Annotated in this window: 18 protein-coding genes; 13 read left to right on the top strand and 5 right to left on the bottom strand. The window is 64.0% G+C overall.

Annotated features, from left to right (window positions below):
• Positions 1–92: 92 nt before the first annotated feature.
• From F4Y72_09415 to F4Y72_09425, 3 genes are all read right to left on the bottom strand, one after another.
• Entirely contained in the window at positions 93–428 is a 336-nt protein-coding gene (locus F4Y72_09415; GenBank protein MXZ28507.1) for a hypothetical protein, read from the bottom strand.
• 109 nt (positions 429–537) lie between these two features.
• A complete protein-coding gene (locus F4Y72_09420; protein MXZ28508.1) occupies positions 538–1,212 on the bottom strand; it encodes an ABC transporter ATP-binding protein in 675 nt (224 codons plus the stop codon).
• 34 nt (positions 1,213–1,246) lie between these two features.
• Entirely contained in the window at positions 1,247–2,395 is a 1,149-nt protein-coding gene (locus F4Y72_09425) for an efflux RND transporter periplasmic adaptor subunit (GenBank protein MXZ28509.1), read from the bottom strand.
• A 52-nt stretch (positions 2,396–2,447) separates the two neighbouring features.
• On the opposite strand from F4Y72_09425, the gene F4Y72_09430 reads away from it, so the two are divergent.
• Together F4Y72_09430 and F4Y72_09435 are read left to right on the top strand one after the other, a co-directional pair.
• On the top strand, positions 2,448–3,578 hold the full coding sequence (locus tag F4Y72_09430; protein ID MXZ28510.1) for a PA0069 family radical SAM protein: 1,131 nt from the start codon (positions 2,448–2,450) through the stop codon (positions 3,576–3,578).
• Positions 3,575–4,324, top strand: coding sequence for a 3-oxo-5-alpha-steroid 4-dehydrogenase (locus F4Y72_09435; GenBank protein MXZ28511.1), 750 nt, complete (start codon positions 3,575–3,577; stop codon positions 4,322–4,324). Before F4Y72_09430 ends, F4Y72_09435 begins: the two co-directional genes overlap by 4 nt.
• Before the next feature lie 15 nt (positions 4,325–4,339).
• On the opposite strand, the gene F4Y72_09440 is transcribed toward F4Y72_09435, so the two are convergent.
• The gene (locus F4Y72_09440) at positions 4,340–6,130 is read right to left on the bottom strand and encodes a methyltransferase domain-containing protein (GenBank protein MXZ28512.1); all 1,791 of its coding nucleotides are present in this window, start codon (positions 6,128–6,130) and stop codon (positions 4,340–4,342) included.
• Positions 6,131–6,361: 231 nt separating this feature from the next.
• On the opposite strand from F4Y72_09440, the gene F4Y72_09445 reads away from it, so the two are divergent.
• Positions 6,362–6,613, top strand: a complete 252-nt coding sequence (locus F4Y72_09445) for a hypothetical protein (protein ID MXZ28513.1) — start codon at positions 6,362–6,364, stop codon at positions 6,611–6,613.
• Here F4Y72_09445 and F4Y72_09450 read toward each other — a convergent pair.
• On the bottom strand, positions 6,586–6,972 hold the full coding sequence (locus F4Y72_09450; GenBank protein MXZ28514.1) for a type II toxin-antitoxin system VapC family toxin: 387 nt from the start codon (positions 6,970–6,972) through the stop codon (positions 6,586–6,588). The genes F4Y72_09445 and F4Y72_09450 overlap by 28 nt on opposite strands.
• Before the next feature lie 221 nt (positions 6,973–7,193).
• On the opposite strand from F4Y72_09450, the gene F4Y72_09455 reads away from it, so the two are divergent.
• From F4Y72_09455 to cas5u6u, 10 genes are all read left to right on the top strand, one after another.
• Positions 7,194–7,757: a DUF4102 domain-containing protein gene (locus F4Y72_09455; protein ID MXZ28515.1), complete on the top strand. Its 564-nt coding sequence runs from the start codon at positions 7,194–7,196 to the stop codon at positions 7,755–7,757.
• Between the two features lie 339 nt (positions 7,758–8,096).
• The gene (locus F4Y72_09460) at positions 8,097–8,423 is read left to right on the top strand and encodes a hypothetical protein (GenBank protein MXZ28516.1); all 327 of its coding nucleotides are present in this window, start codon (positions 8,097–8,099) and stop codon (positions 8,421–8,423) included.
• 86 nt (positions 8,424–8,509) lie between these two features.
• On the top strand, positions 8,510–9,520 hold the full coding sequence (locus tag F4Y72_09465; GenBank protein ID MXZ28517.1) for a hypothetical protein: 1,011 nt from the start codon (positions 8,510–8,512) through the stop codon (positions 9,518–9,520).
• Positions 9,521–9,906: 386 nt separating this feature from the next.
• Complete coding sequence (gene ssb, locus F4Y72_09470) at positions 9,907–10,365, top strand: single-stranded DNA-binding protein (GenBank protein ID MXZ28518.1); 459 nt, start codon at positions 9,907–9,909, stop codon at positions 10,363–10,365.
• Between the two features lie 198 nt (positions 10,366–10,563).
• Positions 10,564–10,791, top strand: a complete 228-nt coding sequence (locus F4Y72_09475) for a hypothetical protein (GenBank protein MXZ28519.1) — start codon at positions 10,564–10,566, stop codon at positions 10,789–10,791.
• Positions 10,792–11,087: 296 nt separating this feature from the next.
• Positions 11,088–12,014, top strand: coding sequence for a DUF2493 domain-containing protein (locus F4Y72_09480; GenBank protein ID MXZ28520.1), 927 nt, complete (start codon positions 11,088–11,090; stop codon positions 12,012–12,014).
• Between the two features lie 1,276 nt (positions 12,015–13,290).
• Complete coding sequence (locus tag F4Y72_09485) at positions 13,291–16,176, top strand: DEAD/DEAH box helicase (protein MXZ28521.1); 2,886 nt, start codon at positions 13,291–13,293, stop codon at positions 16,174–16,176.
• Positions 16,173–18,347: a type I-U CRISPR-associated protein Csx17 gene (csx17, locus tag F4Y72_09490; protein ID MXZ28522.1), complete on the top strand. Its 2,175-nt coding sequence runs from the start codon at positions 16,173–16,175 to the stop codon at positions 18,345–18,347. The genes F4Y72_09485 and csx17 overlap by 4 nt, the downstream gene beginning before the upstream one ends.
• A 2-nt stretch (positions 18,348–18,349) precedes the next feature.
• Complete coding sequence (gene cas7u, locus F4Y72_09495) at positions 18,350–19,426, top strand: type I-U CRISPR-associated protein Cas7 (GenBank protein ID MXZ28523.1); 1,077 nt, start codon at positions 18,350–18,352, stop codon at positions 19,424–19,426.
• Positions 19,398–21,116 carry a type I-U CRISPR-associated protein Cas5/Cas6 gene (gene cas5u6u / locus F4Y72_09500; protein ID MXZ28524.1) on the top strand — a complete coding sequence of 573 codons (1,719 nt, stop codon included), beginning with the start codon at positions 19,398–19,400 and terminating at the stop codon, positions 21,114–21,116. The genes cas7u and cas5u6u overlap by 29 nt, the downstream gene beginning before the upstream one ends.
• The last annotated feature ends 502 nt before the right edge of the window (positions 21,117–21,618 follow it).

A 21,618-nucleotide genomic window follows, 5' to 3' on the forward strand; every position in this document is an offset into this window, starting at 1 on the left:
GGATGCCCCGGCGGGATGGGCGCGAAACCAAGCGCCTTTTGGGTGATTCAGGGCGTGGTGCGCTAAGTGCGCGCGACGCCCCAGGAATCCTGTTACAGGCTTCCCTTGGATATCAGGTTCCAGGCACGTACGCCCAGCACGCCCGCGCCACCTGACAGGTAGACGACCGCAACCTGATCGACGATATTGTCGAGGAAGCCGCCGACTGCCGGGACGTTGGAAAGCACGTCCGCTCCGCCGGCGGCGGCGACCACCAGTGCGGTGGTCAGAAACGCCTGCGGATTTGCGGCATCAATGTTCATTACGGCGTAAGCCACTCCGAGCACGACCATGGCCAGCGGGAGAAGGTCGCCGGGGACCGCGCCGGGCGCAACGCCCTCTATGACAGCAGCAAGGATCGCAAGACCGTAAACCACACGTGTCGCCATTTCCATTCCTCCCAAGTTGGCTAAACAAGCTTCCCAACCTTATCACGCGAAATCGGGCGGGAGGACGGCGCAGGTCGGCGCGCGGCGATTGCCTTATGGCTGCCCGGATTCAGAGGCGCTCGTCGCCGCCGATACGACCGTCCAGCATGGTCAGCCGCCGCCGCGCGCGGCGGCCGAGGTCCGGGTCGTGGGTCACGACGACCAGCGTGAGCCCGTCCTCGTTCAGCGATTCCAGAAGCCGGATGATTTCCATGCTTGAGCGCGAATCGAGGTTGCCGGTGGGCTCGTCGGCCAGCAGCAACTTGGGAGACATGACGATGGAGCGCGCGATGGCGGCTCGCTGGAGCTGACCGCCGGAGAGCTGGTTCGGGCGGTGCTCCATGCGGTCGGCCAGTTCGACGCGCTCGAGCGCGCGCCTGACCTTCTCGCGGCGCTTTCGCCGGCGCCAGCCGGCCAGTGTCAGCGGCAGTTCGACGTTCTCGAAGGCGGTCAGGCGCGGAACCAGGTGGAAGAACTGGAACACGAAGCCAATCACCTCGCGCCGCGTGCGCGCCAGCTTGTCGTCGGACATCTTCGCGGTGTCTTCGCCGAGCAGGCGGTAGCTGCCGCCGTCCGGCGAGTCCAGCAGGCCGATGATGTTCAGCAGCGTGGACTTGCCCGACCCGGACGGTCCCATGATCGACAGGTATTCGCCCGCCTCGACTTCCAGCGTGATGTTGCGCAACGCGTGCACCACCTGCTCGCCGACCGGGTAGTCGCGGAAAACGCTGGTGAGGGCCAACACCGGGCGATACCCTCTGGCCGGAATCGGCTGCGGTCTATTCCGCTGCGCGCACTGCCGGCGCGCCCGGCTCGACGCCCGCCCGGTCCAGGCTCAGGACCACCAGTTCCCCGTTCCTGGCGCCCTCGGTGATCTCGGTGAATTCCCAGTTGCCCAGGCCGATCTCGACCGTGCGTTCCTCGAGAAGACCCGTTTCCGTGTTCAGCACCATGATCCGTTCGTCCTCGATGACCGCCTCCGTCGGCACGCGAAGGGCCTCGTCGCGCACGTCCACGATCACTTCCACGTCGGCGCTGTAGCCCGGCATCAGCCCGTAGCGTTGCGGGTTGTTGATCTCGGCCTCGATCTCCACGGTGCGCGCCTGTTTCTCCAGATCCAGCACGTAAGGCGCAACGCGCCGCACGAAGCCGGGAAAGAACTGGTCCGGGAAAGCATCAAGCAGGATTCGGGCTTCTTGCCCCGCCTGGACCAGCGGCGCATCGACCTCGTCGATCGGGGCGGTGATATACAGGCAGTTGTTGTCGATCACGTCCACCGTGGGCAGCGTCGCAACGCCCATGGGCGAGGGTGTCACGAACTCGCCCAATTCGCCGTTGATCTCGGCGATGACGCCGTCGAAGGGTGAGCGCAGGATGGTGCGTTCCAGGCGTGCGCGGTTGACTTCCACGCGCGCCTCGGCGGCGCTTGCGGAATCGTTGGCCGCCTTGCAGGACGCGGCCCGCGCTTCCCCTTCGGCTTGGGCCCTTTCCAGCTCCTCCTCGGAGACCAGGTTGTCGTCATGCAGCTTGGCCAGCCGCACCGCCTCGCGCGCCGCCAGGTCGGCCCGCGTGCAGCTTTCCGCCGCCCGCGACCGCTCTGCAACCATGTTGCGCTGCGAGAGTTCGATTTCGGAGCGCAGGTCCTCGTTCCAGACCTCCAGCAGCACCTGGCCTTCGGTCACGGCGTCGCCCTCCGCTACGGGAAGGCTCGCAATCTGGCCTGCGGAGGCCGGCGACATCTGCGCCCGCCGGCAGGCGTCCACCGTGCCCGCGCGAGTGTTCAGCACCGTCTTTCGAATCTCTCCGGTGGTCACCTCGGCCACCCGCACTTCGACCCCGTCCTCGCCGCCCGAAAACAGGCTGAAGGCGCCCACGATCACGATCGCGGCGATCGCGATCCAGATGCTGTACTTGACGGCCGGGCGCATGGCTGCGTGAGTATAGCCGCGTCCGCCCGGCCACCCGCGTTATATTCCCCGAATGACCACGCGCATCCGCGACACCCTCCCCGAACACGGCCACAACATCCGCGGCCGGGGCGCCCGCGGCAACCTGCCCGGCCGCTTCGAACGGCGGACCTACGAGCCGGACCCGGGCGTCGCCGAGATGGCCCCGCATCCCGACACCGAGCTGATCCCCGAACTCAGCAAGACCATCATCAGCCGCAACAAGTCTCCGGATGTCGGCTTCGAACAGTCCATCAACCCCTACAAGGGCTGCGAGCACGGCTGCATCTACTGCTTCGCGCGCCCGGCGCATGCCTACCTGGACTTCTCGCCAGGCCTCGACTTCGAGACCAAGATCGTGCACAAGCCCAATGCCGCCGAGTTGCTCAGGAAGGAACTGGCCAAACCCGGATATCGATGCTCGCCGATCGCCCTGGGCATAAACACCGACGGCTACCAGCCGTTCGAGAAGCAGTTGCGCACCACCCGCTCGCTGCTTGAGATCATGCTCGAAACCCGCCACCCGGTAACGATCGTCACCAAGTCCGCGCTGGTGGAGCGGGACCTTGACCTGCTGGGCGAACTGGCGCGGCTGGGCCTTACCCAGGTCGCGCTGAGCATCACCACGCTGGACGACGAACTCAAGCGCCGCATGGAGCCGCGCACCGCCTCGCCCCGCCGCCGGCTGACGACCATTGAGCGCCTGACCGAGGCGGGTGTTCCTGCCGGCGTGATGTTCGCGCCCGTCATCCCCGCGCTAAACGACCACGAACTCGAAGCCGTTCTCGAGGCCTCCGCCGAGGCCGGCGCGCTGTGGGCCGGCTACGCGGTGCTGCGCCTGCCCAACGAGGTCCGTCCGCTGTTCAAGGACTGGCTCGCCGAACAATATCCCCTGCGCGCCGAACACGTAATGAGCCGCGTCCGCCAGATCCGCGGCGGCAGGGAAAACGACACGACCTTCGGCCGCCGCATGCGCGGCCAGGGTCAATACGCGGACTTGCTCCGCCAGCGCTTCGAGCGCGCCTGCCGCCGCCACGGCCTGAACCGCGGCACCCGCCCGTCCCTCAAGACCACGCTGTTCCGCCCGCCCGCCGCTCCGCCAAAGTCTGCGCGCCGTTCTCGACGGAACCCGGTCCCAGACGAACAGCTTTCACTTCTGTCTTGATCGCACCATTGACCCTGCTATCCGCGATCTGGGCCGCGCTCGCCGTTCTCGCGTTTGCAGTGAGCTTCAAGGTTCGCGACATCACCGGCCGGATCGGCGGCGCAGGTTGGGGCAAGCACATCGACGCCCGCTGGGGCTGGTTCTGGATGGAGCTGCCTGCGCTCGTTACGTTCCCCGCAGTCTACTTCGCAAGCGGGAATCTACACCTGGTCGGGAACATCGCAGTTGCGCTGTGGCTGGCGCACTACGCCCATCGCACCCTGGTGTGGCCCCTCGTCGTGCTCAGGCCGGGCGCCACGATACCGTCCGGCATGTGGCTGAGTGGAGGCGCCTTCAACGTGATAAACGGCGCCCTGTTGGGCGCCTACCTGGCGTTTGCTCCCCAGCTCGGTGACGCATGGCTGTCCGATCCGCGATTCATTGCAGGCGGACTCCTGATGATCGGCGGCGCCTGGCTCAACCTGTGGTCGGACTACCGCCTGCTCGGCCTGCGCCGTCGCAGCGGGCACCAACGCGTCATGCCCAAAGGCGGCGCGTTCAACCTCTGCTGCAGCCCGAACCTCCTCGGCGAGATCATCGAATGGCTCGGCTTCGCCATGCTGACCTGGTGCCTGCCCGCCCTCGCCTTCGCCCTGTGGAGCATCGCCAATCTCGTCCCCCGGGCACTCTGGCGCCGCTCCTGGTACCGCACCCACTTCCCCGATTTCCCCAAGACCCGCGCCGCTCTGATCCCCGGCCTGCTGTAGCGCTTAAAAAGCGAACTAAGCCGGCTGCCATTCGCGAAGTTGCTGGTCCCGTTTCAGAACCAGTTGCTGGAACATCAGGCCGTCGAATACGGATTCGAGCGTGAAGCCGTCCTCGCCGAGACCGGTTGCGGGCAGGGCGCTGCGCGCCTCGTCCTCGAATGTCGCCTTCAGCCGGATGTCTTGCTGGTATGCGGAATGCCACCAGTCCAGAAGACGCGACTTTGCGCTGTCCAGCGCATCAGGACTTGGGAGTCGGTCGGACTTGTTCTGATTGGTCCGGCGGTCGCTGGGCAGCAGATTCCACAAGTCATTGCAAGGCCAGGCGGAGAAGGGGAAGCAATGATCGATTTCATACTTTCTTGTCAGCCGCTTTCCGGTCCATACGCAATGCAGAGAACTATGAGCACGCAGAGTCTCCGCGCGCCTACGGGCAATATCGGTGTCGTGTTCGGGCGCAAGCCATTCGAGAGCCTTCCAGTGCGCGTCCCAGGATTGCTGACCCCCACTGGTTCGCTGTTCGTAAGTCCGCATCATCAGTATCCACTCGTTCAAAACCGCAGGCTCCAGCCAGGCGGCATAACGGCCCATGGCCTGCCAGAGATTGCGCGGCACCGAAAAGGCACCTAACGACCACAGAAAGGCCTCGTCAATGTTGACAGAGTTCTTCAGGCGCACCGGACCGCTGCGAACGCAAGGAAATACGGGCTTGTCGCTTCCGGGGTATGTAATGTAGTTGGCCGGCATACGTCGAATGCAGTTCGCTGCCTCGCGAATCGCCAGGATCAAATTTTTGGCGTCCTTTTCGCTGAAGCGCTGGCCAACGCGCAGATCGAATGGCGATCGGTCCATCAGTCCTCGAAAACCTGCCTTTACGAAGCCCAGGTGCTGATTGCCGCGAGGCTGCTGCGGAAGGTCCGCCTTGATCAGCGGCTGGAAGGATCGGATCCAGTAGAGCGCCACCAGTCCGAGGGGCAATTCCACGTGATCATCGTTCGCTCGGGGACGCGCGAAGCCTGCGGCGCCGTCGGCGATTCGCAACAGCGCCCGCAACAGGGCCAGTTTGTAGGTTGAAGACTTCTGATCATTGAACACAACGTGCCGAAGCAGCGGCAATGCGCCCGTACCGTCGTCCGGCAACTGCAGCCAAACGACCTCCCATGAGACTGCTTTTCGCCCGCTCGCGTCATTGCTTTTCGTCACACGGATCACCTGCAATCCGTGTCGTCGCGCCAGTCCTTCTATTTCCGCGGAGGTGGCGTGGCTCATGGGGCGTCCCGGCGCGGGCGGGCCTTGGCGAAGGCTGATCATCATGCTGCCACCGGGGCCGAGCACCGAAACGAGCTTGCGAAAGGCCCGATGTCTCTGGCTGGCCGGCAGATGGTGCCAGACTGCGCTTACCCACACGAGATCGAAAGAGGATTTGGTTCGCAGCAACTTTTCGAGCGCCGGAAGCCGGTCATCAAGCCAGCGAATTTTCGACGACTTGTGTCGCGCACTGCCCGCCTCGCGCATCCCGGAAGAAGGCTCGACGGCCACGACACTATGGCCCTGCTCCGCAAACCAGGCGGCATCCCGACCGCTTCCCGCACCCACGTCCAGCACATTGCCGGAAGACTCGGGCAGCAGATCCGCAACCTGCCGATGCACGCTCCCAAACGGAATTCGTTCGTAGCCGTCGAAGAGCCCCGGCGCTTTGGCGTTGTACGCCGCCACGACATCGCGCACCCCGAAGCTTTCGGATCGAGCCGTGGCTGAGATGTTCCCCGGACTATTGTCGGAATGGCCGGACTCTAATTCCGTTGGCATATTTCGCCGGATGACAAGGCTTGTTCTTGATTCTTGCTGTTGGTCTAAGGCCGCTTACAAGAAGCCTGCATAACCGCAGGCGACACGCACGGCGTTTCCTGACAATAGCATGCAGCGACAAGTGTTGGCCATGCGCAGCTTCTTGTTCGACAGCGCGCTTTCGCCGAGAATCTATCTTGAATGGAGATTCGCCATGGGGGCGGAGAGGAAGTTCCGAGGAGGGAACAAAGGATGGAGATTCAACTTACCTTGCAGCATATCGGAATGCAGCTGGACGATACGAAGAAGACGTTTTACACGGAACGTAAGGAACCGAAGCCTGATTCCGAAATGATGGGCCAGCTCGTGGAGGATTTCCGCGACGAACTGGATAAGCTCGATAGTCAGGTGCACTCGCTGCGCTGCGGGCTGCGGCGAATGGAAAGCACACTGGAAAGGGAAGGCGGAGGGAGTGGCTACAGCACCCGAATCGGGCCGGGATAGTCGCGAAGTTTCTTGTCGGCCGTCAATAGCGTGAGACCTTCAATTTGCGCTTGTGCAATGAGAATTCGATCAAAGGGATCCTTATGGATGTCCGGTAGCAGATCAACTGCCACAGCGTGCGCTCCCGTCACAGGGAGTTCGGAGTAACCGTTCTCAAGCAATCCACGCCTGAGAAGGCGCGGGTCGACATTGAAATCGGCGTGTCCTCGACCGTTCTTGATGGCGACTTCCCATAGTGATGCGGCGCTGAAGAACAGCTCTGTGGCCTTGTCTTGAATCAGGTCGCGCGCTTCCAGCGGTAGCCGGTCCGGATGACCGGAAGTCCAGAGCAGCACATTTGCGTCGAGAAGAAACATCACTTTTTCCCAACCGCTGCCTCGGACGCGCCGGAGTGCGCCGAACCCGTATAAGCTATTATAATAGCTCTACAAATATACACTTTCCGACTTGCCTCGCGCCTTGCACCGACGCCAAAAATGCGATGTAATACGCCCATATTTCGAGCCGGGCGCTTTCGATTCGCTTACGGTAAATCGGCATTGTCGAATCCGGCCCGGCACGAACCCGACCGACGAACGCGATGCCCCAGCCAAGTTACCGCACCCTTTCAAAGCGCACCGTGGACCGCCTGTCGGTGGACGACAAGGATACCGTGTTCTGGGACCGGGAGCTGCCCGGCTACGGTGTCAGGGTCTATCCGAGCGGGCGCAAGGTCTACGTGGTGCAGACGCGGGTCGCCGGCAAGTCCCGGCGCATCACCGTGGGCCGTCACGGCGACATCGCGCCCGACCGGGCCCGCAAGGACGCCGCGAAGATCATCGCGCGCGTCAAGGCTGGGGAGCCGCCGGTCGAGACCAAACCCGAGGCCCCGCCGACCGTCGCCGACCTCGCGGGGCGTTATCAGCGCGAGCACGTCGCCATGCATTGCAAGCCCAACACGGTCAAGCACTACGGCCTGATGCTCAAGAAGCACATCGTGCCGCGCCTCGGGGGACTGGAGGTCGCCGAGGTGGAGCGCAGGGACATCCTCAAGTTCCAGTTCCAGTTGAGCGACATGCCCACGGTGGCCAACCGCTGCGTGGACATGCTGGTCAAGATGTTCAAACAGGTACATGATTTCCGCCTAGCGGCGGCGTTATCCTAGATAATTCATAAATAACAATCGGTTACAAACCTTCCGTTTCGCTGGCTCTCTAGGCCCTCCATTCTCAGGTACCAATTAGGTACCACTTCATTTCCAAGTCAGGCGCACGCTTGCGCCGCCAATCCGCAGGCTGATTCGGCCATCCCGCCGCGCAACCGCGCATTCGATTCGCGCCGACGCAGGCCCCGACCCGTTCCACGACAACGATCCGCCGTTCGCCGTCTGCCGGCCTTGCGCCGGCGAGAGGGGAGTTTCGGCCGGAAGCGGGGGGGTCGGCGGCGCTCCGGGAGAGGGGCGCTGCCGCCGTTCCCTTTCACCTGACCGAAGGAGCATCGAACCATGCAGGCGGCACTCGCACCGCGCGGCGACGCGCGCACCTATCTCACGCACTTCGTCGGCGGGGGGCTCGATGACGAGCGCTACGTCGTCGAGACCTTCCGCTCGCTGGCCAACGGCGACATCGTTCCCGTTCAGGCGGACGGTTCGAGGCCCAGGGGCCGGCGCAAGGCGCGCGGCCGGATCCTGCCGCTGAAGGCGGTCGAGAAGCTGCGTCCGGCCCGCGACGAGATCATCATCGCGACGGGGGTGAAGCGGCGCAACTCCGGTTGCCAGGTCTGGGGTTGGCGCGCACTCGGTCTGTTTCTGGAGCGCCGTCAGAAAGGCTGAGTTTCCGCATTTGCGGACGTCCAGCCGGCCCGTCGCCGGTTGGACATCCGCAGTCCCGTCCCCCCCTGTTACACCTGGAGCAGCCCATGGCCTACCGTGACGTTGAGCAACGCCGACGACGCGACCGCGAGCGGTTCCTCGAGCGAACCGAACGACGCCGGGCGGCCGGGCTTTGCCCTCGGTGCGGAGTTCGCCGGCCCGAGAACGGACTCGCGCTGTGCGGCGAGTGCGCCGGGAAGCGCCGGGCATCGGAGCGGGCGCGCGACGCGCGCCGGCGGGCCGCCGGCATCAAGCGCCGCCGCAACGTGGTCGGCGAACGGGCGAGGGACCGCCGGCGGACCGCCGAGTGGATCGCACGGGGGGTCTGCACGAAGTGCGGCGTCAATCAACCTGAGCCCGGTCGCCGGCTCTGCGCCGCATGCGGCGAGAAGCGACGCGCCGCCGAGCGCGCCCGATACGCCCGGGCCAAACGCCGGGGCGAGCTCTATGGCGGCCGGAATCCGCAGGTCAAGCGCAAGGCCGGACGGGCGGCCAGCGCCCGGCGCCGGCAGGCCCGCCTCGACGGCGGGACATGCGTGCGCTGCGGGCGTCGGCTGCCCGTCGAGGGCGGCGCCACCTGCCAGCCGTGCCGTGAGATTCGGCAGGCCGCGGAGCGCGAGCTGTACGCCTCCCGGAAGGCCGCCGGGCTTTGCGTATCCTGTGGCCGGCCGGCTTTTGCGGGCGAGGCCCGTTGCGGCGTGTGCGCGACCGTCGATGGCCAGAGGCGAAACCGAGACCGAAAGAACGCCACCTCCCGACGCCGGTATTGGGAACGGCGAGAGGCTGGCCGCTGCACGGACTGCAACCGGCCGAGCTTCGGGGCGTCGCGCTGCCCGGGCTGCGCGAAACGCTCCTACGAGCGCTCCGATTTCTTCCGCGGCATCCCGGCGTGGGATCCGAGCTTCACCGTCATCGAGCTGGCCACCGGAGAGACGCATGGCCCGTTCGATTCCGAAGCCGATGCCGTCGCCGAACTGGCCTTCGCCGGCTTGTCGTTCGACGAGGTGGAGATCGTGAACGACGCGCCGGTCACGGCGCGCTACGCCGCATGGGCCTGAACGCTTGTCGCCCTTCGGCGGGAGGGATTCCAGAGAGTAGGAGGACAGCGAGTGCCGGGTAGGCGTCCGGGAGCGCGGAGGGAGAACGGCTCCCCCGGCCCGGGCGCGACACCTGAAGGAGCCCCCATGTTCGTACCCGACACCGACTACGACCCCATCGCCCCGGCCACCGGCTGCCTGCTCGCCGAGATCGGCATCGACATCGACGCCGTGCGCGAGACCCTCGCCGACGACCTCGCCCACCACTGTCCCGACCGCGAGGTCCCGGATACCGGGAGATGGAGGGAAGCGGGAGAAGGGTGAACGGACGAGGGGCCGGAGCGAGGGCTTCCGGTTCCCGACCGTTCGCCAACCCATCGTCATCACTCAGCAGAAGGAGAATCCCCATGAGCTTCGGATTGAACAGGGCAGAAGTCATCGGCCGGCTCGGCGCCGACGTGACCGTGAATCACCTGGTGTCGGGGGGCCGCGTGGCCAATCTCAGCATCGCCACCGACGAGTCGTACATCGACCGGGAAGGCCAGAAGGTCGACAAGACCGAGTGGCACCGCGTCGTCACGTTCCAGCCCGGGCTGGTGGACATGCTGGCCAGGCACGCGCGGAAGGGCCGGCTGGTCTACGTCGCGGGCAAGCTGCAGACGCGGCGCTGGCGCAAGGACGGCGAGGCCTCCGACCGCTTCTCGACCGAGATCCTCCTGGCCCCCGGTTCCCGCATCCAGTTCCTGGATCGGCCGGGGGCTCCCAACGGCAACGGCGCGCACGCCGAGGCCGAGGCGGCGGCCAACGGCTCGACCGTGCCGGAGGGTGGCGAAGCCACCGACCCGGACATGTCGATCCCGTTCTGAGGCTGCGCCTCTCCCGCCCCCGAATAGGGCCGTCGCTTCGCGCGTCGGCCCTATTCTCATGCTGCCCACTTCGAGTCCTCACGCCGGGTTCACGGAGCGACCCCGTGAGCTGGAGTGAGAGTGAAGCCCGTTGCGGGCGAACGCCGCACGGCCGGGAGGGAGGCCGGGCGGCATCGAATCCCGAGACAGGAGCCCACCATGAGTTACGTCACCTTCAAGCGCGTCCGCCCGGACGAATCCCGCATCTACGACGCCGAGGGCGACTACGTCGGCGACGTGTACGCCCACGACGACATCCTCAACCCCGGCCAGCGGGTCTACCTGGTCCTGCTCGAGGACGACCCCCGGGGCTGGGCTACGGTGCGTGACCGCAACCGCATCCGAGAGATCGCCGAGCAGCGTCTTCTGTCACATCCGTACCGCTGAGTGCGCGGCGGTGCTGTCGCACGAGCCGGCGAGGTCCATCGTCAAGCCCGGCACCGTGCTCGCCGACAGGCCCAAAAAAGAGGTCGTGCCAATCCCAAACAAAGCTCTCTCCTCTGTATGTCCCATCGTGCCACACGTGCTCACTGCGCCAACCCCTTCGGGGTTCTCCACTGCGTTGCGACCGCTGCGCGGTGGCTGCGCTGCGCGCGCGTGTCCCAATGAAACATACGCCGGAGCGAGCCACGCAACGGCATCACGGGCCGGTTGGCCCTACCACTCAAGACAGGAGACTCTCAATGTACGACATCGACCACATCGACACCTTCCAGGCGCAATCCCCCACCGCGGTGATCTGCGAGAACGCGGCACTGTACGGCGCCACCCCCGAGCGCGGCGAGTTCGATCCTCGCGAGATCTGGGACCGCGACGGTGCCGTCGCGGCCGTCGGCGAAGCGTTCCGCCTCCTCGCCGAGCACGTGACGCCCGACGGGTTCCAACTCGCCGACGAACGCGAGCACCTGCTCTGGGGGTTCGCGAATACTCTCGACGCACAGGTCCGCCGGATCGACCGGCGCATCGACAGGCTGATGCCCAAGATGCGCGACCTGCAATCCTCACAGGACGGCTCCGAAGTCAAGGCGAGAGAACTCGAACTCACGACCGACCGCGCCCGCCACCTCGGCGACCGCCGCGACGCCTTCGAGCAACTGCGCGACACCGCCGCCGACGCCTACCGCGCCGCCACCGGCGACACCTGGCGGCCGCGGCGCGGCAGCCACGTCTCCCAGACCCGCAAGCTGACTTCCGCAGCCATCGACGCCCGCGACTTCCAGCGCGCAAGAAAGGACCGCGAGATACAAGCGCACCTGCCCGACGGCACCCTGGTCGCCGTCGCCGGCGGCAAGACCGTCAACCATCCCGATGCGGTATCGCGCAGCCTGGACAAGGCCCGCGCCAAGTACCCCGACCTGGTCCTGGTGCACGGCGGCGGCCCCGGCGTCGACAAGATCGCTGCCCAGTGGGCCGAGCGCCACGGCGTGCACCAGATCGTGTGCAAGCCCGACTGGCAGCGGTATGGACGGGCCGCACCGTTCCGGCGCAACGACGAGCTGCTGAACCTGCTGCCCAAGGGCGTCATCGCCTTCCCCGGCAGCGGCATCACCGGCAACCTCGTCGACAAGGCCAAGTCCATGGGCATCCCGGTGATGCGGGCCGCTGCATAGCCGCCACGACAACGGGCCGTGCCGTTCGCCGGTGCGGCCCGTTCCGCTCTTGTGTCAGCAGCCGGTACGGCGATGCGGGCCGCGTCGCGCCCGCTCGCCGTCACCGGGTACGCCTCGCTTGGCCTCGCCGGCTGCGCAGGCATCGGCCATCGCCCCGGCGCGTCGCTCGAACACTGCGTGCTTCGCCAGTGTCGGCTTCGCCGTTCACCGGGCTCCGCACTCCCGTCGATGGCGGTGTCGATCCCGGTGCGCACATCGCGGTCCGCTTCGCCGTGCACCGGCTCGCGCACCGGTGCGGGCGCTCGTGCCGGGTCAAGTGCGCGCCGAACCGCGTCCGTCGCCGCATAGCTTTCGTCCAAATCCGCTGTAATACGGCGTAGTACGGAAAAACACCCGTGTATGCTCCAGAGCACACGCCCGATTCTCCGGAGAACCGCCGTATGCTGTCAGCATACATCGCCGTCAGGTCCGCGCTCGAAACGCCTCGGCTGCTTCCTGGATTACGGCCCTGCAACTGCCCCCGGCTCACGGCTCAGGCTCGTATAGGGTCTGTCCAATCCCTCCCGCTCAAGCGCCGCTCGGGCTAAACCGTTGGTTATCAACGGTTTTCCATCCCCATGGGTTGAGCTTCCTCCTCCGGTTCCGTCTCGACGGCGGAGCCGGTTCGCGTTCACACCTCACGCACCTCGGTGCCCGTCGAGGCAAGCGCGCGCCTGTCGTGTTTCGCCTGCGTTTTCAACGACAGGAGCCGCCTGGCGGTTGCCGGGAAGAGTGGATGCTCTGGAGCATACACAGGGAACAAAATTCGAATATATACAACGGCATCAATAACTTGCGTCAGTCAGGACTCCGTTTACCGAAGAGACCGACCATAGGGATTGTCAAACCGGGCAGTCAAAGTGACTGCGCGCCCGGTTGCGCTGGCCGTTGACAGCACTCAATCTGACTGCGTGGCTGAAGCCGCCGTAGGGCTGGCCCCATCGCGCCGAGCCAGGCCCGTCGGTGCGCCCGGCGCTACGGTTGTCGGCGAAGCTGTCGTACGGTGAGGTGACCGAATTTGCTCAGGAGGGCGCCAAGAGCCGATGGTGGAAACGTTGACGGAGACCATCCGGGCCACGCCGGATCAATGAGCCGCGACACGAAAGCCCCGATCAACGCAGCGTGGCTGGTAATATGGTTGTTCTTCAAATGATCGAAACGCATCCCCGAGCGGACCAAAGCAGGATTGGCCTGAGAACTAAGGGGACCTCACCACCAATTCAGGGAGACGGCACTCTTGTCTGAGTCGACTGCGGCGGACTTCCATCAATTCTTTACCGAGCTGAGTGGCAGCAAGGACCCGCGCCGCTGGCAGTGCGAGCTATCCGATCCGACGGAATGCGGGAACCGCCTGATTCGCATACCCACGGGCGTCGGAAAAACGCTCGGCGTGCTTGCGGCTTGGGCTTGGCATCGCGTCAGACAGCGCAACGAAGATTGGCCGCGCCGCCTGATCTGGTGCTTGCCGATGCGCGTGCTCGTCGAACAGATAGAGAGCGAAGTCCGATCAGCGCTTCAACGTCTCGAAGTGCTATGGGACGGTGAGAGCCCCCATGACGGCAGGGTTGGTGTCCACTTGCTAATGGGCGGCGCCGACGCCGGCCAGTGGCATCTCCACCCCGAAGGCGACGCGGTGCTGATTGGCACGCAAGACATGCTGCTTTCTCGCGCCTTGAACCGTGGCTACGCAAGCCCTAGAGCGCGGTGGCCCATGGAGTTCGGGCTGCTGAACCAGGACGCCCTTTGGGTGATGGACGAAGTGCAGTTGATGGATGTGGGCCTCGCAACGTCGGGGCAGCTTCAGGCATTTCGGTGCGAGGATCGGTGCGCCAAAAGGTCGTTGCGGCCCTGTTTCACATGGTGGATGAGCGCGACGTTGCAGCCCGCCTGGTTGGAGAGGAGTCCCGACACGACCGATCTGACCGGAGAGCTTGCCCGTAACACGCACCAAATCCGATCTGCAGAGCAGGTGGGAGATCTATGGGATGAAATGACCAAACCCTTGGAGGTCGTTCCGTTTGCCAATCCGAAGGCGCTTGCTCGGGATGTCTCACAACGTCACCACCGTTGCGGATGCGGAAAGAAGGGGCCGACGCTGGTCGTGCTCAACACGGTGGAGCGCGCGGTTGACGTATGGACGGCGCTTCGACGGGACAAGACGCTGAAGGACGCGGGTACGGACATTCGCTTGGTGCACAGCCGGTTCCGCCCGGCCGAACGCCGAGATTGGCGCAGAGAGTTCCTTGATCGAGGGGGTTGCGGCCCGGATACGAACCGCATCATCGTCTCCACGCAGATAATCGAAGCCGGCGTGGATATCTCCGCGTCCCTTCTGATCACTGAGCTTGCGCCGTGGCCAAGCTTGGTTCAGCGATTCGGCCGCTGCGCGCGATGGGGTGGCATGGGCCAAGTCATCGTTGCGGACTTCAAGCACAAGAGTGACAAGAAAGCCTCTCCCTACACAAAGGATGAGCTCGACGTCTCGCGCGATGCCTGCAATGCGTTGCCGGATGTCGGACCGGTCCATCTGGAAAGGTACGAGAACAAGCACGAAGCACTGCTGCCGCGCCTCTATCCGTATGAACCCGCACACTTGTTATTGCGCCGCGAGTTGGACGAGCTGTTCGATACCTCCCCCGACTTGTCGGGAGCGAACATCGACATCAGCCGCTTCATCCGATCAGGTGAGGAACGCGACGTGCAAGTGTTCTGGGCCAAGGTTGGTGGCGATGGCCCGCCGTCGAATATGAAGCCGACGAGAGACGACCTCTGTAGCGTACCCTTCCTCAAGGCTCGCGACTGGCTATGCAAGCCGAAATCAGAGAGCCTGAAGCCGAACATTCGAGCGTGGGTCTGGGATTGGCTGACCCGCGAGTGGCGCACGGTCACGCGCCGCGACATCTATCCCGGACAGACGGTGCAGGTCGAGTATAGCGCCGGGGGTTATCTCCGCGATTCAGGTTGGGATCCGATGTCCGATGAGCCAGTTGAGCCGGTGCGGATGGACTACGATATTGGGTATGTAAGCGGCCCTTGTTGGACACGAGATGGCGACGGCTGGCGCCCGAGCGAGCGGCGCGTTCGCCCACTCCCGCCCGAGGATCACGCTGACGCCGCCGAGGACGACGAATCGCTGAGTGTTGCCGGCTGCTGGCAGACCATCGCGGGGCATGGCTTGCAGGTCGGCATAGAAGTCCAGCGGATTGCGGCCAAGGTAGCGCCGACCATAGCGGAACTGCTGCAATTGGCTGGTCGCTGGCACGATCTGGGCAAGGCTCATCCCGCGTTTCAGTGTTCCATTCAGGCCGACGACCGCCCCGAACGCAACGACATCGCCAAGGCACCCGATATTGCCTGGCCGTGCAGCGCGAGCGACATGTACCGCATCGACGCCATTGATCAGCGGCGCGGGTTCCGCCACGAACTGGCGAGCACGCTCGGCCTGTTCGGCGTACTTCAACGGCACGAACCGCAGCATCCGGCGCTGCTCGGCCCATGGTGCGAGCTGTTCGATGCCATGGGAGAGAGCCAGACGGCTGGCGAATCTGCCAACCGCGCGGACGACGCCGAGCCCACAGCCGTCGAACAGGAGATACTCAATCTCGGCGCGGACGAATTCGACCTACTCGCCTACCTCGTTTGCGCCCACCACGGCAAAGTCCGGATGGCTTGGCATGCAGGCCCCGCGGACCAGAAGGCGGACGATTACCTGCTGCGTATCCGCGGCGTTCGAGACGGTGACATCTTGCCGCCGTTGCCACTGGCTACCGTTGACGGTGGTTTTCATCAACTACCGGCCATCGCGCTCGACCTCTCGCCTTCGGAAGCGGGCCTAAGCCCCCGAACCGGAAGGAGTTGGAACGAGCGCGTGCAGAATCTCGTCGAGCGCTTCGGGCCGTTCACGCTGGCTTGGCTGGAAACCCTACTGCGCGCTGCGGACCAGCGGGCCTCCAGCCAGAGGCTGGCGGATAAACTGTTGCAGGAACAGGAGAGCAACGATGCTGGACATTCGTCGGATAGAAGCCGTCGAACGCTGGCCCATCCTGCCGCCTTAGGAGCGCCAGCGCCGCCGCCTGGAGGAGATTCCCCGCCGCGTCGCTTCGCGCAGGAGTCTTTTCGATGATTTACGTCCATCAACTCGACGGCTGTGCTCCCGTGCCGTTGGCGCATTATCTCAAAGCGCTTGGCATTCTGCGGCTGATTGCCGAGCAGGCCGACAGCGATGCGCGTGGGTGGTGGAAAGAAGATCACTTCCAACTGGCGACGAAGCTAAATCGAGAGGAACTTGGGGCGTTCTTCATGCATGACTACCAGCCTACGCCGATATTCAACCCGTGGGGGGCGCGTTCCGGATTTTATGCCGGTGCATCAGAAAAGAGTGCGCGAGACTCGCTGAAGCAGATTGAGTGCTCGTCAAGTCCTCGACTCGAACCGTTTCGTAAGGCGATCAAAACAGTTCGGTCAGTCATCGCAGACGAGACAACTGGGCTTAAACCTTCGGACAATGCAAGAAGCAAATTGATCCTAGCGCTACGTCTGAAGGTCAGGGGCGCTTCGTCCCTATGGCTCGATACGGTAGTTGCGCTGATAGGCGCGGGTGAAGAGTTGTTTTTGAAGCAACCGCCGATCTTTGGAACAGGCGGAAGTGAAGGCAGTGGAGGTTACCCCTCCGCTTACATGTCAGCGACCGTAGAAGCTGTGATCAAGGAACACTGGAACCATGCCCTCTCCGTTGCGCTCTTCGGCGGAAGCGCCGTTAAGTGCCATTGGCATCAGTCCATGGGCCAGTTTTCTCCCGGCGGTACCTCTACACCCTGGGACATGCTCCTCGCCTTTGAAGGGGCCTGCGTATTGAGGTCGTCGGTTGGTAGAAGGGCTTCAACCAACAGCAAGCGATGGATGTCCTCCCCCTTCTACGTGGCCCCTCGTTCGTCTGGCTACGCAAGCGGCTCGCGTCTTGACGAGAAATTTCTGAACAAGGGCCGAGAGTATCCAGGAAGAGGAGAACAGTGGTTGCCGATGTGGGCCAGACCGTCGACGTTCTTCGAGGTTCAGCAAATGTTCTTGCAAGGACGCGCGGAGACCAAGACCGGTCTTGCTATCGATGGTTGGACCATGGCAAGGGCTATCACCAGCTTTGGGGTCAGCCGGGGAATCCCGCAGTTCTTGCGTTACGGATACCAGCAACGGAACAACCAAGCAACCCACTTCGCAATTCCACTTGGGCGTTTTCGCGTATCCGACATGGCCCCGTCTACGTCATCATGCCTTGACGACCTTGATCGGTGGCTACTTTCTCTGCATCGTGAAGCACATCCTGCTGACAACCAGAAGGCCAAGAAAGTCCCCCGCCGATTGACGACCACGTATTCTCGCCTGATGGACACGCTGTTTTCGGTTGTTGAAAGACAGGGCGCCGCTAATCAGCTTCAGGATGTACTCCTGCGTCTTGGCGACCTGGAGGCGGTTATGCGGCGAGGCAGTGGCTATGCAGCCCAGCCCGTGCCTCGCCTGCGTCCTGAGTGGGTGACAGCCAGCGACGACGGGACTCCCGAGTTCCGATTGGCCCTTGCCTTCGCCTTGCAGGCGAGTGGGTTCCATCGGGAGCTGGGAAAACCGATCGACTCGATCCGGAGGCATTGGCTTCCTCTCGATCGAAAACGGCCATGGCGCTTTGCCACAACCGGTACAGGTTCCGCAACAAGGCTTGATATGTTGCCGGATGTCGTCTTGCACGGCCGCCGCAGTCTTGATGATGCCATTGCGCTAGTTGAGCGGCGCTTGGTCGAATCCTCGCAGCACGAAGGTCGTCACCTGCCGCTCAAGGCGGCGCCGAGTTCGGATGCCACTATCGCCGACCTCGCGGCATTGCTTTCCGGCAAAGTTGATTTGGATCGCGCCGTGGCTCTGGCGCGCCCGCTCATGGCCCTAGACCGTAAGGCATGGGCTGAGCAACCAATCCGTATCGAACCGCCTCACACCTCGGACTGGCCAGACGACACTTGGCTGGCGATTCGCCTGTGCACGCTCCCTTGGCCGCTCAAGACACGCTCCGGGTTCGAGCTCGACATTGGAACTGATCCGGCGCTCATTCGCCGTCTCGCCGTCGGCGACGCGGCTGCCGCTGTTGCCATCGCTTTACGCCGCCTCGGCGCGGCCGGCATCCGCTGCACGGTGCGGGTGGGCACCGCGACCCCCGGCACCGCCCGGCTGTGGGCCGCGGCTCTGGCTTTTCCAATAACCCGAGGAACCGCCGTACGGATTCTCTACCGCCTCGACCCTGACAAGGACTGACTATGCCTCTCGATCTGACGCCCCTCAACAATGCCAAGCGGCTGCTGTTCAAGATTCCCCTGATACCCCTCCAGGGTAGTCGGTTTCAACCCACCGGATTCCCGTCTCTCGGCGCCGCGACGTTTCAGACCGGCAACGGCGGGAGCCTGCTGGTGGAGTCGGCGCAGAGTATGGCCAACCATCTCGAAATGACCATCTGGGATAATGCCAAAAACGATGTGAAGGAGGCTTTCAAGGATCTTTCACATGTACGGATAACCCGCAACGGCAAGTTTCTGACCGACACGATTCTGGAATCCCACCGGGTCAACAGCCCCTATCTGTTGACATCTTCCGACCGGACATTCCTAGACGCCTTTCTGAAGACACTAAGGCAGGAACTTGGCAAAGACACCGTGGACAAGAACGAGGGACTAGTCGACCGTCAGGGATTGGCTAGGGCAATTCTCAGATTCGATTGTGGCTCGTTGATTCATGGGTGCTTTCTCTCCAACAACAAAGTGAAGCTGAGCGAACAAGCCACCAAGGGTGTTGCTTTGGCCGGAGGCCGCCTCAGAGTCGCTCGTGCCCTGTCGGCCTTCATCGAGGCAGATGATGTGCACGTTGCTCCGTCCGGCGGCGTGAAGAACGACCACGTCAACCCCTCTGGCGTCAGCGAGGACGGATTTGGCAACATACCATTTGCGCGGGACGAGTACACGGCCGCCTCGATCACCCTATATGTCAACCTGGATCTGGCGCAGATCAGAGGCTACGGACTCGAAAATGCGGCGGAACGTCTTCTGATCCTGCTGTCGCTGTACAAGCTGCGGGCACTGACGACCGAAGGAATGCGGTTGCGAACCGCGTGCGACCTGTGCGTGGAGCGAGAAGAGATCGAAGCCACAATCCCCCGGGGATGGTGTCTTCCCGCACTCGATGACTTGGAAGAAGCGGTGAAGACCGCCATTGCCGCCTGTAAGGAAGCCGACAAGATGGTCGTGACCTGCGCAACGTTCGAAGACGAGCTTAAGAAGGGCAAAGTCGCGGACGTAACACCGGTGGAAGACGCTGGCGAAGCGGTCGAAGAAGACACATAGGATCGTGTCCGTATCCCTCGCTTTCTGGTTTCTTGCGGGGCGCTATCACGCCACACCCTTTGGCCACCACGTCAACGAAGGCTTGATCGAGTGGCCGCCTTCCCCGTGGCGGCTTCTCCGCGCTTTGATCTCGGTCGGCTATACGTCCGGGGGCTGGAACAGCGCCGGTCTGCCAGCCGCTGCCCGCAGCTTGATCGAGAAACTGTCCGCCGAGCTGCCCCGCTATCACCTGCCGCCCACCGTCGGCGCCCACAGTCGCCATTACATGCCGACCGGCGTGCTTGACGGCAGAACGAAGATCGAGAAGACAACGCTCGCATTTGACACATGGGCGCAGGTCGAAGACCAGGAGATGACGATTACCTGGAACAATGTGGGGCTGAGCGAGACCGAGCGAGCCATCCTGGAGGCTCTCGTCGGGCGGCTGAACTACCTGGGGCGCTCGGAAAGCTGGGTCGAAGGCCGAGTGATGGGAGCCGGCGAACCGATACCGGAAACCAATTGTTTTCCGGAACAGAGCGGGGAGAGGCCCGCGCACGGCTCGGAGCAGGTCTCCATTCTTGCGCCTGTAAGCGCGTCCGATTTCCAACTCTGGCGGGCAACACAGCTTGACAAAGCGCTGGCCGACCTGCCATTACCAGAGGGAAGGAAGCCCACCAAGTCGCTACTCGCCAAACGGGTCAGGGCTGTGCAACCTTATCCCGCCAATCTACTGGATTGCTTGCAGAAGGACACGACTTGGCTGCGCGCCCAAGGCTGGAGTTGGCCACCCGGCAGTCGGCGGGTCTCTTACTGGCAGCCGTCTGATGCAGTCTCATTTGGCTCGCCGAGTACCAGAACAGCGTTCAAGGCCGAGCAACGGGTCGCGGCCATGCTCCTGTCCCTCGCGGATGCCAGCCGCAACGACCATGCGCTGCCCCCGGTGACTAGGACTCTGCCGCAAGCAGAATTGCTGCATCGCGCGCTCGTCAGAATCGCGGCCCGGAACGGGGTACCGCCGCCCGAACTTACGGGGCGCGACGGCAAAGGCCAACCGCTTCGAGGGCCGCATGAACACGCGCACATAAACCCGCTCGATCTCGATGGCGACGGGCACCTGGACCACATTCTCGTCTGGGCGCCCGGTGGCCTAGGTGCAGCCGCTCAGACTGCCATCCGCGCAGCGCGGACAATGTATACCAAGGACAGTAATCCGTTGCGTCTGGCGCTGTCAGGCGCAGGCGATCTGCTGGATTTTGTCCAACTCTCTTCAAAGTATGGTCAGCGTATCGCCCGCATCAGGCACCCCGCACCAAGCTGGCAATCGACAACACCCTTCGTTCCCCCCAGGCACATCAAGGTACGCGGCAAGAACACGCTGGAGGGACAGATCCGCGCTGAGCTGTGCTCACGGGGACTTCCCGAACCTGTCGCGGTCCACCAACTCGCACCGATGCATGGGTACCGAAGCGACGCCGCGACGATTGGAGCGGCAGGTGAAGGCGGCAAGTCGACTTGGGCCCGGTTCCGCCACTTCAAACTGGTGCGTCAACACGGGCCAGAGCCTCCGTTCGCTGGCGGATTCGCCGTTCGGCTCGATTTCGAGCACCCGGTTTCCGGCCCCATCGCAATCGGTTACGGGTCGCACTTTGGTTTGGGGCTATTCGAACGATGCGCGAGCGTTCAGGCTGGGGCCGCATCAGACGGGTAGCGGGCCGGGCCGGATTGGGCGGGTCCATGAGTTCACGAAGAAGAAGATGCCATCGAAGCAAATGGGCAAGGAGGCTTGGCTCGTCATGGAGGTTGGCCGGCTTCAATGAGGCCGGGGCGCGCGCGCCCCGGATGCTGCTTTCGGCGATCCACTGGTTCAAGGCGAACACCCCGGCTTCAATGAGGCCGGGGCGCGCTGCCGAATCCGACGGCGACGAAGGCGACGCGCTTCAATGAGGCCGGGGCGCGCGCGCCCCGGATGCTGGGCATGACGATGGAGTGGGAGCGCGATGCGTTCCTGCTTCAATGAGGCCGGGGCGCGCGCGCCCCGGATGCGCCTTACGCGCAGCAGCGCCGCTCCAAATCGGGATTGCGCTTCAATGAGGCCGGGGCGCGCGCGCCCCGGATGCCGCCGCTTGGTCCAGCAGACGGATGATCGTTTCGGGTGGCTTCAATGAGGCCGGGGCGCGCGCGCCCCGGATGCTCACGATCTTCCGGGGGCC

It is taken from the genome of Gammaproteobacteria bacterium (genome assembly GCA_009838035.1).
Classification (GTDB): Bacteria; Pseudomonadota; Gammaproteobacteria; order Steroidobacterales; family Foliamicaceae; genus Foliamicus.